At 56.6% G+C, this 14,872-nt stretch carries 9 protein-coding genes; 3 read left to right on the plus strand and 6 right to left on the minus strand.

Going from position 1 to position 14,872, the window contains the following annotated elements; translation table 11 throughout:
- Positions 1-275: 275 nt before the first annotated feature.
- The 5 genes from AAFH99_RS05190 to AAFH99_RS05210 form a co-directional block, all read right to left on the minus strand.
- A complete protein-coding gene (locus AAFH99_RS05190) occupies positions 276-2,969 on the minus strand; it encodes a family 20 glycosylhydrolase (protein WP_406828866.1) in 2,694 nt (897 codons plus the stop codon).
- 50 nt (positions 2,970-3,019) lie between these two features.
- Complete coding sequence (locus AAFH99_RS05195) at positions 3,020-4,681, minus strand: glycoside hydrolase family 3 protein (RefSeq protein ID WP_406828867.1); 1,662 nt, start codon at positions 4,679-4,681, stop codon at positions 3,020-3,022.
- Positions 4,682-4,728: 47 nt separating this feature from the next.
- A complete protein-coding gene (locus tag AAFH99_RS05200) occupies positions 4,729-5,505 on the minus strand; it encodes an ATP-binding cassette domain-containing protein (RefSeq protein WP_406828868.1) in 777 nt (258 codons plus the stop codon).
- A complete protein-coding gene (locus AAFH99_RS05205; protein WP_043320719.1) occupies positions 5,502-6,470 on the minus strand; it encodes an ABC transporter permease in 969 nt (322 codons plus the stop codon). The genes AAFH99_RS05200 and AAFH99_RS05205 overlap by 4 nt, the downstream gene beginning before the upstream one ends.
- Positions 6,471-6,536: 66 nt before the next feature.
- Positions 6,537-7,640, minus strand: a complete 1,104-nt coding sequence (locus AAFH99_RS05210) for a substrate-binding domain-containing protein (RefSeq protein WP_043320720.1) — start codon at positions 7,638-7,640, stop codon at positions 6,537-6,539.
- Between the two features lie 240 nt (positions 7,641-7,880).
- Between AAFH99_RS05210 and AAFH99_RS05215 the strand changes: the two genes are divergently transcribed.
- The 3 genes from AAFH99_RS05215 (at position 7,881) to AAFH99_RS05225 (ending at position 13,409) form a co-directional block, all read left to right on the plus strand.
- A complete protein-coding gene (locus tag AAFH99_RS05215) occupies positions 7,881-9,113 on the plus strand; it encodes an ROK family protein (RefSeq protein ID WP_406828869.1) in 1,233 nt (410 codons plus the stop codon).
- 261 nt (positions 9,114-9,374) lie between these two features.
- Positions 9,375-11,954, plus strand: a complete 2,580-nt coding sequence (locus AAFH99_RS05220; protein WP_406828870.1) for a TonB-dependent receptor — start codon at positions 9,375-9,377, stop codon at positions 11,952-11,954.
- Between the two features lie 330 nt (positions 11,955-12,284).
- A complete protein-coding gene (locus AAFH99_RS05225) occupies positions 12,285-13,409 on the plus strand; it encodes a lytic polysaccharide monooxygenase (protein ID WP_406828871.1) in 1,125 nt (374 codons plus the stop codon).
- Positions 13,410-13,481: 72 nt separating this feature from the next.
- Here AAFH99_RS05225 and manD read toward each other — a convergent pair whose 3' ends face one another.
- Positions 13,482-14,693, minus strand: coding sequence for a D-mannonate dehydratase ManD (manD, locus tag AAFH99_RS05230; RefSeq protein WP_043320723.1), 1,212 nt, complete (start codon positions 14,691-14,693; stop codon positions 13,482-13,484).
- Positions 14,694-14,872: the final 179 nt, after the last annotated feature.

The raw sequence follows: 14,872 nt of genomic DNA on the forward strand, positions 1-14,872 counted from the left end.
GTCGTTTGAGTAACCGTCAACCAGCAGTGTGGGCGGGTACATCATGACGGCCTTACGCAAAGTTAGGCGGCCAAAAATAAATAGTCAATTAATTTGACTATTTATTTTATTATTCTGCGAGAAGTGACGAGAGCGCGCGCTCTTGCTGCTCTTTCGCGGGGCGGGTAGCGGAAAAAAGCACGGAAATGGGGCGTGAAAATCATAACAGTCGGCAAGACCGCGCGATCACGCAAAAGGCGGTTACCTGTTTCGATCACCGCCTCTATAAGATCCCTCTAGAGCTCTAGGTTACGCCCGTGGCGCTTGCCATCGGCGCTGCGAGCTCGCAGTGATATTACCGACTCTGGTGCGGTGTTTTCGGTAACCGGGTTCCACCGGGCGCCGTCAAAGTATTCAACGGTCAGCCCCGGATAGGGGGTGGCAACTTTCAGCCGGTCACCTTCGATGGCGGCACCGGGAACCGGAATACGGTATTGCACATTTCCGAGATCCAGTTTGTAGAGCTCTCTGTTACCAAGTGCCGCTGAAAACGCCAGCCAGTCATCGGCCAGTTGCTTGGTGTCTACGCGGTTACTGCGCTCGTCAAACACCTGACCGTCCGGGTCGATTTCCCATGACGCCTTGTGCCAGGCGCGCTCGGCGAGTGCGAGCAAACGGGGAAATATTTTGTACTCGACCATCTCATCGGTGCGGGTAGTCTCACTCCAGAGCTGCCCCTGTATGCCCATGACGGACTGCGCAAAATCAGCGTTTGGTGATTTCCCTGACCAGGGTTTGCCGTCGGCATCTGGAAAGACTTCCGCTAGCTGCGGGGTGTTGAGTGGCGAGTAGCCAAATACCTTGCGAGTATCGGAATTGCGCGATGCCCAGTAATAGCCGTTTTCCTGTGGGTCCATTTCGTAGGGCATGTCGAAATACAGGTGATCTGAATGAGACTGCACTACACCGAAGCCCCGGCCCGCCAGGCGGTGGCTTTTGTCGCCGCCGTCGCCAAATGCCGGGGCCCAGGAATTGATGTAGTTACTGCGCGTACTCAACTCGGTCTGAGGATCGTCAATATTCTTGAGGCCGTCATACCAGGCACCCATGGTGGGAATGCCGGCGTCATTCACTATTTTGCTGACGCGAGCGGCAAAATAATTGCCCAGATTTTCGATTGACGCCACGGTGCCATCGTCAACCAGCCGCTGGCACCGGGGCGAACCGGACCAGGGTTGCTGGCGGGAAGCTGCGGCCACATCGCCTTTTTCCGGGTCGCTACCCGGTGCATTTTCGAAACGGTCGAATGCGCGGAGGTTGATGGCTTCATCGCCACCAAAATGCCAGGTAGTCAGCGGGGCGCCGGCGGCTTTGTGCATCTGTTGCACTTCGCGAACCAGCTTGGCGACAAAGTGATAGCTGGAGTCGATACAGGGATTGACATAGCTGTCGTTGTAAAACTGCACTGACAGGAAGTCGGTATTGTCGGCCGGGTCGATCAGTCGGAACTCTTCCGCTTGAGCGGGAGCCGATTCCCGGTATTTCTGATATCGGGCTTCCATCGCCACAATGGCCGCGCGCGCGTGAGCCGGGGTGTCAAACTCGGGAATCACTTCGATATGCCGGGCGGCGGCATAGCGCACAATATCGATATAGTCGGCGATGGTGTAAAAGCCGCTACCGAAATTGTCACTGTCTGGCCCCGACCCCAGTTGGGGCAGCAGGCAGCGGGTTTCACTCAGATCAAAACAGCGCTTGCCGCCGACTTCGGTCAGTTCCGGCAGGCCGGGAATTTCGAGACGCCAGCCCTCGTCATCCGACAGATGAAAGTGAAAGCGGTTGAGCTTATACGCGCTCATCTGCTGCAGTAGTTTCAGTACCACCTCTTTACTGTGAAAGTTGCGCGCAACATCCAGGAACATTCCACGATACTGGAAGCGCGGTGCGTCTTCGACGCGGGCGAGCGTCAGCGTGCGCTGCCTGGCATCCACCAGGGAGAGTAGGGATTGTGCCCCGTAAAATGCACCAGCCTGGTCAAAACCAATGATCGTTGCGCCGCTATCCCGAGCGTCGAGGCGGTAGCTGCCTGCGATGGCGTCCTCGAAGGTGTGTGGCTGGATATCAATTTCGACGGGATATGCCGCTTCACCAGTCTCTGTCAGTTTGAGTTGTTGCAGGCGGCTCTGGATAGCCGCAAGGCTGTCCTCACGTATTGCGGAATTTACCAGGTGAATACCGGCGGCGAGCGTTACTGGTGGCTGAGGGTAAGGGGTACTGGACAGGGGACTGGGGATAATACGCGTGCTCCCATCGTCCGCATCTGTACCGGCGGCGGTGTGGCTCTGATAACGGCTGGCCGCGCTTGCCAGGGTATTGCCGTCGTCCGCGGTGTGTTTCCAATTCAGCGGGTCATTGCTGGTTATGGGGCGGACAAAATTCGCGAGGGTTTCACTATCGGTGTTGGCGATCACCTGAGTATTGCCGGCGTCGTCGGCCACAAAAAAGCGTGGCATAAAATCGGATTCAAACTGGATCCGCTCTTCGATCAGAATGTCCAGGTGCAGGGTCTGCCCCGCGGCCAGACCGGGGAAGCGGGCCGTGGGCACCAGCCGGTGCAGGTCGCCTTTGACATGCTCAAGGGCAAAGGCGTCGCTGTTCAGCAGCACGAGATTGCGACGGATATTGTGGAAGTAGAGGCTCCAGTTGCTCTCTCCGGAAGACAGATTCGTTCCGATGTTATTCAGCGACATACGGTAAGTGGAGCATTTGGCGCCTATGGCGCCAGACCGTTTGCACAGCTGTCTTAGCTCGCTGCTCACGCCCTGGAAATTTTTCAGTATTTCGAGAGTAACCGACAGGCTGCCGGCAACCCGCTCAGAAGTTGTGGATAAGGACTGCTCCATTGTATTTTCCACATTGGTGCCCGGTTGATCACAGCCGGAGAGCAGTGACGCCAGCAGAGCGGCGCCAACCAGATTGAACGTGCGCATGTTGAGTACCGTTTTTATTGTATTTCTTACCGTTGATCACTTGGGAACCCTCATGCGGGTTCTGCGTTTGCCGCTGAGATTTCCAGGTCCTGGCTGAGTAACTGAGCGGCGGCGCGAGCACTGCAGGCGCGGCTGGAGTAACTGCACACATAAGTGGAGAGCGCCGGCAAGGCTGCCAGTTCATAGTCGGAGCGCAGCGCAATGACGATCACGGAATCGCCAAACTTTGCCACAGCCCGCCGAACGATCTCAGCCTGCTGGTCGCCGTCGTAATCCAGTCCCGGTAACGGGTAGTCTTCGGTAACAATCACCAGGGGCAGTTCAATACGAACACGGCTGTCTTCGGCAAGCAGTGTGTCCAGTAATTCGTACCTCACTTCCTTAAAGTGGCAACCGCGCGCCTGGAGCTCTTGTCGGAATACCTCGTAGGCGGCATGAGGCTCGTTCGGTCCAATGCCCCGGGTACCGGTTACCAGCTGGTGCATAGCGGGGTTCGAAGCGCCAGCGAGGGTAAAACCATCGCGCTTTAGCGGCCATGCGCCGCAGTGATTCCGCAAAACCCGCAGTGCCTTGTGGGCACACTCTGCGGCAATATTCTGATGCTCGCCGCTTTGAAGTGCACCGCGTACAAATCGTGACGGATGGGTAAACGCCTCGCCTTTGTACTTTACAGACAACACGCGGGTCAGGGCCGTATCGATGATGGATTCGGCCAGCTCGCCACGCTCTACAGCGTGAATCACACCCACAATGGTTTCGCGCTGTTTTTCCTGGTAATTCCCCAGCTGGTTTTCATAGTGCTCTTCGCTGAGCATAATCAGGTCGGCGCCCGCAGCGAGTGCGCGCACCGCCGCTTCTGCTGGAGCATAGTTTTTCCGCATCGCCCACATGTTCATGCTGTCGGTAATGATCAGACCAGTGAACCCCATCTTTTTCCGCAAAATCTGCTGCAGGATTTTCTTTGACAGGGTGGCGGGGTTTTGCGGATCGATGTGTGGATAAAGGATGTGACCGGTCATGATCAGATCCACCCCTGCATCGATGGTGGACTGAAAGGGGGCAAGGTCGCTGCGCTGCAGTTGATCCCAGGTTTTATCCACTGTGGGAAGCAGCCGGTGGCTGTCTTCACCGGTATCGCCGTGACCGGGGAAATGTTTGGCCGAAGACACCACGCCACCCTGGTGTAGGCCCTTCACCGCCGCAGCGGCATGTGCTGCAACGTTTTCGGTCTTTTCACCGAAGGAGCGCACACCGATGATCGGGTTTTTGGGGTTACTGTTGATATCTGAGCACGGGCCGAGGATACAGTTGAAGCCCAGAGCGCGAATTTCACGGCCGAGTACCTGGTGCATTTTTTTCGTCAGTGCCAGGTCGTCTGCGGAGCCAAGGGCCAGATTGCCGGGGCCTGTGGTGGTGTGCTCGACCAGTACGCCCCAGGCGCCCTCTTGGTCTACCGCGAGAAGCAGGGGTGCATCGCAGGCGCGTAAATGCGCCTCGTAGTCCAGCTGTGACGTAAGTGCGTAAGCCTCCTCCGGCGTTTCCGCATTGTCATGGGTGAGGTAGAAGCCTCCGACATGCAGGTCCCTCACCAATGACTTCGCGTATTCCGTGTCTTTTCCGGCGTATCCGAGAACAAACAGCTGACCGACTTTTTCCGCCAGTGACATATGTTTGATCAGCGTGCTGACATGTTTCAGCGTATCCTGTGGCATCGCTTAGTCCTTTTAAATCCACGCAATTTTTGATTGTCGAGCTTTCGTTACGCGCTCAGGCGCTGGGCGCCGGTAATGAATCCCACAAGATCACGAGGGGAGACATCATTGATGGCCACATCGGCAATGCTTTCGCCACGCAGGAGCACCACGGCGCGGTCACAGGTTTCCATAACATGCTGCATGTTGTGACTGATCAGCAGCACTGCCACGCCCTGTGAACTAATCAGGCGGATGAGTTCATTCACCTGTGCGCTCTGCTCGACACCGAGAGCCGCGGTGGGCTCGTCCATAATGACGACATCGGCACCGCTATTGACCGCGCGGGCAATAGCCACTGCCTGGCGCTGCCCGCCAGACAGCTTTTTGATGGCCTCGCTCAGATCCGGGATACGGGAGTTCAACCGCTGCAGAGAGCGGCTGGCGGTAGCCTCCATGGCGCTGTCATCCAGCCAGCCAAAAAAGCGTAGCAATGGATTTTTTGACAGTGTTTCCCGGTTCAGAAAAAGGTTTGCGGTGATATCGAACTCCGGAATAACCGCGAGGTCCTGGAATACGGTTTCGATACCCAGGTCGCGCGCATCTTGGGGGGAGGCTATTTTTACCGCGCGGCCATTGACCTGGATCTCTCCGGTGTCCGGCGGGTGAATGCCGGAGACGCAGCGTACCAGTGTGGATTTGCCCGCACCGTTATCGCCCAGCAGGGCCACCACTTCACCTTTGTTGATGTTGAAGCTGACATCTTTCAGCGCCTGAATGCCGCCGAAACTCTTGGAAATATTTTTGACGGTAAGTGCGGGCTGTTTCAGCAGTTCGTTGCTCATTTTTGCTGCTCCTTCACGCCGATGGCTACCGCGACGATAAGGATCAGGCCCCGGGCTATCATTTGTTCATTGGTGGAAAATCCGGAGAGAATCAGACCGTTGTTGATCAGTCCCATCAACCAGGACCCGATCACCGCACCGAGAATGGATGCGCGGCCACCGAACAGACTGGTGCCGCCGATGGCAACTGCGGCAATGACGGTGAGCAGGTCGGCTTCGCCCAGGGTGTAACGCGCACCGTGCAGGCGACCCGCGTAGAGCAAGCCGGCGATGGCGGCGGATGTGGAAGCAATGACAAGGGACGCGATACGGATCTTCACCGTATTGATACCCATCGCCCGTGCGCCACTTTCATTGCCGCCTACTGCAAGCAGGTGACGGCCGTAACGCAACTTACGCAGCACAACATAGCCGATCAGTGAAGCGACGATGGTCCACACCAGCAGTACGGAAATGGAACCAAAGCTGCCGGAGCCGAAAATAAAGTTAAAGCTGCTGTCGATAATGGGCACGGACTCGAGATTGGTAATCTGGCGTGACAGACCTGTGATCACACCCATGGTGCCTAATGTGATTAACAGGGAGGATACTTTCAGCCACTCGATCAGCAGGCCGTTGATCAGCCCGATGATGACGCCGACCATCAATGCGCCGCATACGGCAACTGGCATGGGCACCACTTGCATCAAAACCGCGGCGACCAGTGCTGAAAGTGCCACCACCGAGCCGATCGACAGATCGATGTGCCCCCCGGCAAGTGCGAAGGTCAATCCGATCGCCATAATCGTGATCGGGGTTGTCTGGCGAATGATGTTCATAAAATTCGCCAGTGAGAAGAACGAGGAATCGTGCAGCGTTACCGTAAAAAACAGCAGCACCAGAAAGAATACGTAGTAGACAAAGTATTCCCTGCGAATAAGGGCACTGGCAGAAAACCAGCTATTGAACTTCAGCGAAGAAAGCATGCTTCGACCCCGGTTAAGTGTTGTTCTAATTGTTCGTTGGAATGGAACGGCGAGGTTGCCGTTGTATTATTTGAGAGCCCTGTCCAGTAGCCTGGGCAGTTCGGTGCGATAGGCGCTGCGCCAGATGCCGCGAATATTGTCTCGTTGCACTTTATCGAAGCCGACCACGGAAAAAGCGGGCGCAGGCTTTCCGATCAGCCCGTAGACGCCGAGGCGAGCCATGGCTTGGCCGATTTCATAAGGTCGGTCGGCAATGGTGCCGTACATGCTGCCGTTCATTGCCATGTCCACCAGATTGTTTACCCCCAGGTCGTGGGTAATGACCTTGATATCGCCACGTCCCATGGAGCGGAGCCCCTCGATCACGCCCTCTGCGGCAGCATCCCAGGCCACGTAAATGGCTTTCAGTTCCGGGTGTTGCAACACCATGGCGGCCGCGATATTCGAGGTCTCACTTTCTTTGGTGAAGCCGCGCTCTACCGCGATACGGATTTGCTCTGCGCCTGCAAGCCCCCCTTGAATGGCATCGCGAAATGCCTGGTCCCGATTGTTGGTGATAAAGTAATCCGCATCGTGGTAGATCATACCGACGGCGCCCTTGCCGCCGATGGCATCCCGGGTCATTTCCGCGGCGGCGACACCCATGCCGCGCATGTCGTCAGTCACAATGCCCACATAGTCATGGCCGGGCTTAAAGCCCTGAATAGGGTTGGAAAGCAGCACCAGTTTGCTGCCTTGATCAACCGCTGCGCGGTAGCTGGGCGCAGCACTGGTGCTGTCGATTACCAGTGACAGAACGATATCGGGCTTGAGTGCCATGACATTTTCGATGTCTGCGGCCTGTTTTGCCGGGTCATACTGTGCATCGGTTTCTGCAACGATCTCGATACCGAGTTGTGAAAACGTATCCTTCGCTCCCTCGCTGAGGGCGTTTACCCAGTTACTGGAACCGTGCCAAACCAGGGCTGCCCGGAAGTTTTTACCCCGTTGTTTGGCCTGTTCCTGGACTTGGGCGATATCTTCCGGCTGCAACAGCGTTTCCTGTTCTGCATTGACGGCGATGTTGCCAAGGGGGCCGCGCAGTGGAGTGTCGGTCGCTACCGCCGTGTCCGGCGCAGCGTGCACCAGTTGGCTGGTAAATAGCAGTGGCAATAGGAGCTTTCGGTACATGATTTTTATTTTCCGGCGTCGTTACTAGAGCGCTTCGCAGAAGCGCTCTAGTGGGGCTTTCCCTGTGTGGTATGAGGGCAATATTGGCGAAGCCTGTTTTTCAAGTCAAACAAATTGACTAAATGGAATTGAGCTTTTATGCTGCGGTTAATTTGCGATAGATGCGACCGAGCGGCCGTTACTGTGCAGTTACTGAGCGCGGTTGCGGGTATCGGCATTACTAGATGAAGGGAGAGCAGCTTGAGAGGCAATAATTCCAAGCAGAGTAAAACATCGAACCTGCGACTGGTGCTTAACCTGATTACCACAGCCCGGCCCATTTCCCGTGTCGAGATCGCGCGGCGCACCGCGCTTACCAAGCAGACCATTTCCAATCTGACCGATGAGCTGGCCGGCGCCGGACTGATTCACGAGACGGGAATTCGCCGTGAGGGCGTGGGCAAACCCTCGAAGATGCTCGATCTCAATCCCGAAGGTGCTTACACCGTCGGGCTTCGGGTCAAGGCGCGCAGCATTGAAGCCGGGTTGTACAACATCGCCGGCGAAGCGGTGGACGTGCGCCAGTTTCCATTTAACGAGCAGGATCCGGATGTGCTGGTGGAAACCCTGGCACAGATTGTGGATACGTGTTTACAGGGAGCGCCGGCCGAGCGCGAGCGGGTTCTCGGTGTTGGCCTGGTAATGCCGCCGCCGCAGTCATTTAGTCGCGACCCGCGCAAAGCCGGTCAGTTGGGAAACCTCACCGATCAGCATGTGCAGCAGGTACGCGCGCAGCTGATTGAGCGGATCCGCTTGCCTGTAGTGAGTGAGAACGTAGCGGCGGCGGTATCCGCGTCGGAAATGCTTTACGGTTCGGCCAGGGATTTGCGGAGTTTTGTCTACATCCACCTCGGGGAAAGTCTCGAGGCGGGCATTGTGTTCAATCGCCAGCTGTTTGGCGGGTACAACGGTATTTCCGGACGTCTGGGGCACGTCATTGTTGACCAGCATGGTGGGCAATGCCGGTGCGGGAACCACGGGTGTCTCGATCTGTATGCCTCGCTGGGTTCTCTGTCCAAAGCACTGGGGCGAAAAATCAAACCTGGCCAGGACTGGTGGGAAATTCTCGCGGACCCGGAAAAGCACAAAGCGGTATTGGATACCTGGTTCCAGCAGATGAGCGAACCCATGCGCATCGCGTTCAACATGGTGGAAAACCTGGTCAATCCGCAAACGGTGATTCTTGGCGGTGATATTCCCGACTGGTTTATCGATCAGTTTATCCGGCGTCTGCGTCCGTTTATCCCGTCGGTATCCCAGTATGGAGAACGGGAGATTCCCCGGTTTATCCGCGCCCCGAAAATGGAAAATATGGCGTTGCTGGGTGCGGCTACCCTGCCGATTTACTCGGCAATCAGCTCTGAAGGGGCCCGGGCAGTCGACATTGATGCGTTGGGTAGCGTCACCGAACTGCAAGAGCTTGTGTACGCCTGACGCGCACCGTCAGCGCAGCGCGGGCGGTCCGGAATCCCTGAACCTCTGCTTGACTGCCTTCTCTTTGGGCCGCCGTCTCGCGCGGCCTGCTCAGTGTCACCCACACCCGATTTCCTGTGATAAATTAATAAGTAAAACTGTTTGACATAATATTAGTCCAATGCATAGACTAATTTCAGCTCGATAAAGCTGAAACATCAGCCGACCCAGGGGGTATACGGGGGAGCTTGGCTTTGCTTCATAAAAATAAGAGGACTCAACATGTCAGTCAGTTTGAAAACAGCCATTCAACACGCCAACAAACTGGCCCTGCGCTACGGCTCCATCAGTGCGCTTGCACTGGCGGGTATCGCCGCGCCGGGCTTTGCTCAGGATGCAACACTGGAAGAAATTCAGGTAACCGGTATTCGCGGTAGCCTGCGCAGCGCGCTCGACAGCAAGCGCGATGCGGACGCGGTCATCGACTCCGTTTCCGCTGAAGATATCGGTAAGTTCCCGGACAAAAACATCGGTGATGCTCTGCAGCGTGTTCCCGGCGTCACCGTGGTCCGCGGTTTTGGTGAGGTCAATGGGGTCACCGTGCGCGGTACCGCACCCCAGCACAGCGTCGTACTGTTGAACGGTCAGAACGTGGCCAGTGTTGGCTGGTTCGACCTGGGTGGCACCAACCGCAGCTTCAACTTCGAGCTGCTGTCCGCCGAGCAGATTTCCGGTATGGATGTATACAAGTCCGTAGATGCGAGCCTGAATGAAGGTGCTCTCGGTGGTACCGTCAACCTGCGCACCCGCAAACCCCTGGAAATGGATGAATTCACCGCGACAGCATCTGTGGAAAACGGCTACAGCGAAGCCGGCGAAGACTGGTCTCCGTCCTATTCCGGGCTGGTGAGCTGGAAGAACGCGGATTCCACATTTGGTGTGCTGGTAGCGCACTCCTCCGAGCAGCAGCACGTTGTGCGTGAAACTCTGAGCTCCTTTGCGCCTCCCTACGATCACGTTCCGGATTCCGAAGGCGGCTCGCATACCATGACCTGGGGTATGGCATCCATTCTGTTTGATGAGGAGCGCGAGCGTTCCAGCAGTCAGTTCACCATGCAGTACTCGCCCTCGGACGCGCTGACCTTCTCACTCGATTACAACCTGTTCACCCTGGATAACGACCACGTAAATACGGCACTGTTCGCCATTCCCGATTTCAACGGCGCGTATCTGGATGCGGAATCTGTGGTTACCAATGAATTCGACGCGGTCACCAGTGCGACCGTCGTGCCGGGTAACCTGACAGATGGCGGCGTGCCATTCTTTAACAACTCGGTGCTGCGCAAGCCAGAGATGGAAACCGACGCGCTCAATCTGACCATGGATTATGAGGGCGATGGTTGGCGTTCCCACGTAGTGGTGGGCCGCTCCAACGCGGACAGCTTCACCCCGCAGACCAGTACCTGGTGGGGAGACCTGGAAGATCGCGCGAGCACCGGCTTTACCTTCGATCTTGCCGATGCACACGAGATCATTCCGACCGATCCAAACTATGTGACGGATCACAGCCGCATGCAGTTGTTCCAGGAATTTACCTTCCTTGACAATATTCGCCAGAATGAAATCGAGTATTACCAGGCCGACTTCGCCATCGATGTAAACAAGGGAATTTTTACCAGTGTTGATACCGGTCTGAAATACCAGGATCAGATCTACCTGGGCCGAGTTGACAACCGCGATGTTGATCTTGCCGCGGCCATGGCCGAAGGTTTGAGCCTGGCGGATTTCAACGGCGGTTTGGCTTCCGGTCTGCATGGACAGGAAGGGCGTAACGGCACTCTCGACAGCTTTGCGGTGATCAGCGGCGGCATCTGGGATTACGGCTATGCCAATCGCGCCGACACCATCACCGTTACCAGTGACTTCTCCATCGCAGAGGAAATTACTGCAGCCTACGCCAAGGCCAACTTCGAGGGCGATGGCTTCCGGGGTAACATTGGTCTGCGCGTGGTGGATACCGATGTTCTGTCGAAAGGGCGTATCGCCGGCGAGCCGGCCAGGGGTGAGCGCAGCTACACCAACATTCTGCCGAGTATCAACTTTGCCGCGGATATTTCCGAAGACATGCTGTTCCGCTTCGCCGCCGGTTCGACCGTGTCCCGCCCGGACTATGACGATATGCAGATGGCGTCCACCGTCGCGATCAATATGGGAACGGCAACCATTGGCAGCCCGGATCTGGATCCTTACAAGTCTGACAACTACGACATGGGTGTCGAGTGGTACTTCACCGACGCATCGGTGGTGGGTGCAACCCTGTTCCACAAAAACATCAGCGACTACATTGAGCTCACCACCGCCATGGAGGCGCTGGAAGGTTGTTCACAGACCTGTCAGGTAACCCGTGCGCGCAATGTGGGTACCGCGGATATTTCCGGTATCGAGCTGCAATACCAGCACGACTTCGGCAATGGTTTTGGTGTGCAGGCAAACTACACCTACACCGACAGCTCCGTGACCAACTCCGCAGGACAGGAAGTGGATGTGGATGAGGTGTCTCAGAACTCCTACAACCTGTCCGGCTACTATGAAAACGACATGATCAGCGCACGTGTTGCCTACAACGCCCGCGACGGCTGGCACGGCAACTACAACAACAGTGGTACCGAGAGCCGTTACGACGACTACGATCAGGTTGATGCTTCCGTGATCTGGCACGCAACGGAGAATCTGGACGTTTCCCTAGAAGCGGTAAATATCTTCAACGAGCCTCTGGTGCAACGCCTGCCGACCTACGGTGTTATCCACAGTGTGGATGAGTTCGGTGCACGCTACTTTGTGGGCGCCAGCGTGAAGTTCTAATACGGGTCCGTTCCGTGAGTGGCAGGCGCCGGGGCATTACCCGGCGCCTGTTGAAAATAGTTCACCTTGTACTGGCCAGCATCGATTGTGGCGCCGGTGGGGGAACCCGCCGGCCTTTTTACGTCGGGCACATGTCGATTGCGCCTAATTCATTTTCTTAGTTTGACGCCTTCCACACTGTGGCATTTTGTCGCAGGGTATCGGGAGCGCTTAGTCGTCCCCGCCCGTCCCTTCTCTGGTAGCAAATCAATACAACGCTGACTCAAGAGGATACGGAAAATGAAAATTCGCAGTTCGAAACCACAGAGGTGGATAAAGTGGGCAGGTGCATTGAGTGCCTCACTATTTGCCAGCGCGGCATTTAGCCACGGACTGATGGTTGAGCCCCCGTCGCGAAACGCCCACTGTGGTCTGAACGAAAAACCGGATCAGGCCACCACACCGGCCTGTGTGGAGGCCGCACAACTGGACTCCAACGGTATGTACCAGTTTATGAGCGTGCTGACCCATACCATTGGTCGCTCCGGTGGCGACTCCACCAATGTGTGTGGCTATGACAGCGAAACCTGGAACGGTGGGCCCTCACCGTGGGATCACCAGCTGGATTGGCCTACCAGTTCAATGAGTGCCGGCCCCCAGACCTTCTCCTGGAATATCAGCTGGGGTCCGCACTGGGACGACACCGAAGAGTTCAAATACTGGATTACCCGTGAAGACTTTGTCTATCAGGTCGGCAGTACGCTCACCTGGGATGCATTTGAAGACGAGCCCTTCTGTGTACTGAATTACGACGATACAGACCCCGACGGCAACCCGGCAGTGGTGGCCGAAAAAGCCAGCAACCTGTTCCACACCACCTGTGAAGTACCCGAGCGGGAAGGGCGCCATATCATATACGGTGAGTGGGGGCGGAATTATTTCACCTACGAACGTTTCCATGGCTGTGTCGACGTAGCATTTGACGGCAGTGGTTCCGGCGGCGGCTCCTCATCCTCCAGCAGCAGTTCTTCATCCGGTGGTACTTCTTCAAGTAGCTCTTCTTCTGGCGGTTCTTCTTCGAGCAGCTCTTCCTCGGGCGGCAGCTCTTCGTCGTCTTCCAGCTCCTCCGGCGGCAGCAGTTCAAGCTCCAGCTCCGGCGGCAGTGTGGGTACCGGTCTCCAGTGTGAATATGTGGTATCCAACGATTGGGGCAGCGGCTTCACTGCGGAAGTCCGTCTGACCAACACTGGAAATACGCCGGTCACCGGTTGGGAGGTACAGTGGGAGTACGCCGATGACACCGTGCTGACCAATACCTGGAATGCACTGGTGAACGGAATGGGTCCCTACACCGCCAGCAACATGGACTGGAATGCCACTGTCGGCGCGGGCCAGACCGTCAGCTTCGGTGTACAGGGTGAGAAGTCCTCCGGCAATGCCGAGGTGCCGGAAATTACTGGAGCAGTTTGTAACTGATTTCTGGGAAAACGCACAAAGCGTGAAAAAGCCAACGGGTCACCGTTGGCTTTTTTTTATGGCGAAAGAAACTTACCAGTCATGCATGGTGCCATCTTCCAGGCGGTTGATCGGCAGGTAGGCGCGCTGATAGGGGAAACTGCGAGCCAGATCCTCGTCGATATCTACACCCAGCCCGGGCTTTTCGCCGGGATGCAGGTAGCCATCCTCGAACACATAGCTGTGGGGGAATACCCGGTTGGTCTCTTCGGTATGGTGCATAAACTCCTGAATACCGAAGTTGGAAACTGACAGGCCAAAGTGCAGTGCGGCGGCCATGGTGACCGGGGACAGATCCGTTGCGCCGTGACAGCCGGTGCGCACATTGTACAGGGCCGCAAAGTTGGCAATTTTGCGCAATTGGGTAATACCGCCGGCGTGTACCGCCGCGGTGCGGATATAGTCGATCAGCTGCTCTTCGATCAGCTGCTTGCAGTCCCAGATAGTGTTGAATACCTCACCTACCGCCAGTGGGGTGGTACTGTGCTGGCGAATCAGGCGGAAGTTTTCCTGATTTTCCGCGGGCACCGCATCTTCCAGCCAGAACAATCGATAGGGTTCCAGGTCTTTGGCAAGGCGTGCAGCCTGGATCGGTGTCAGGCGATGGTGGGTATCGTGCAGCAGGTGAATATCCCAACCCAGCGTCTCGCGCGCCGCGGCGAACAGTTGCGGCACCGCGCGCAGATATTTTTCCGTTGACCAGATATTTTCTGCCGGGAGTCCGGTACCTGCCGGCTCGTAGCGTGCTTTGTCGCTGGTCACCCCGTAGGTGGACTTGAGTCCGGGAACGCCACACTGAAGGCGCACGGCGCGATAGCCCATGGCGATATATTTTTCTGCTTCGCTCAGGGTTTCCTCAATATCTTCCCCATTCGCGTGTGCGTAGACCAGATTGCCGCGCCGGCAGGCACCACCGAGCAATTGGTACAGTGGCAGCCCGGCGATCTTCGCCTTGATATCCCACAGCGCCATATCCACTGCAGCAATCGCACACATGGTGATGGGGCCGCGGCGCCAGTAGGCGCCCTTGTAAAGGTACTGCCAGATATCTTCAATCTGATGGGCGTCGCGTCCAATCAGGCAGGGGATGACATGCTCTTCCAGATAAGCCACCACGGCCAGCTCGCGCCCGTTCACCGTGGCGTCGCCGACCCCATAAATACCGTCTTCGGTCTCGATTTTTAGGGTTGTGAAGTTGCGTCCGGGGCTCGAGAGAATCACCCGGGCAGACAGGATCTTGGACATGACTGCGGTTCCTTGGTTGGTCCCGGTGCGCAGCGCGGCTGGCTGCGCACCGGTTGTGGTTGTTTTGCTGTGGTTATTCCTACTTTTCAACGTACAGGGGGGGACTATCGTCTCCGCTGGGCCGTCCTTTGGTGTAGATAGGGCCGCGCTTTCTACTCGTATGCGTGGGGATAAGACGC

The sequence above is a fragment of the Microbulbifer sp. ARAS458-1 genome (genome assembly GCF_045348205.1).
GTDB lineage: Bacteria > Pseudomonadota > Gammaproteobacteria > Pseudomonadales > Cellvibrionaceae > Microbulbifer.

What these genes read in the sequence shown, in the direction of transcription:
- AAFH99_RS05195 (WP_406828867.1), bottom strand. Translation starts at nt 4,681, where the DNA reads ATGCCACAGGATACGCTGAAACATGTCAGCACGCTGATCAAACATATG.
- AAFH99_RS05205 (WP_043320719.1), bottom strand. Translation starts at nt 6,470, where the DNA reads ATGCTTTCTTCGCTGAAGTTCAATAGCTGGTTTTCTGCCAGTGCCCTT.
- AAFH99_RS05220 (WP_406828870.1), top strand. Translation starts at nt 9,375, where the DNA reads ATGTCAGTCAGTTTGAAAACAGCCATTCAACACGCCAACAAACTGGCC.
- AAFH99_RS05200 (WP_406828868.1), bottom strand. Translation starts at nt 5,505, where the DNA reads ATGAGCAACGAACTGCTGAAACAGCCCGCACTTACCGTCAAAAATATT.
- manD (WP_043320723.1), bottom strand. Translation starts at nt 14,693, where the DNA reads ATGTCCAAGATCCTGTCTGCCCGGGTGATTCTCTCGAGCCCCGGACGC.
- AAFH99_RS05210 (WP_043320720.1), bottom strand. Translation starts at nt 7,640, where the DNA reads ATGTACCGAAAGCTCCTATTGCCACTGCTATTTACCAGCCAACTGGTG.
- AAFH99_RS05190 (WP_406828866.1), bottom strand. Translation starts at nt 2,969, where the DNA reads ATGCGCACGTTCAATCTGGTTGGCGCCGCTCTGCTGGCGTCACTGCTC.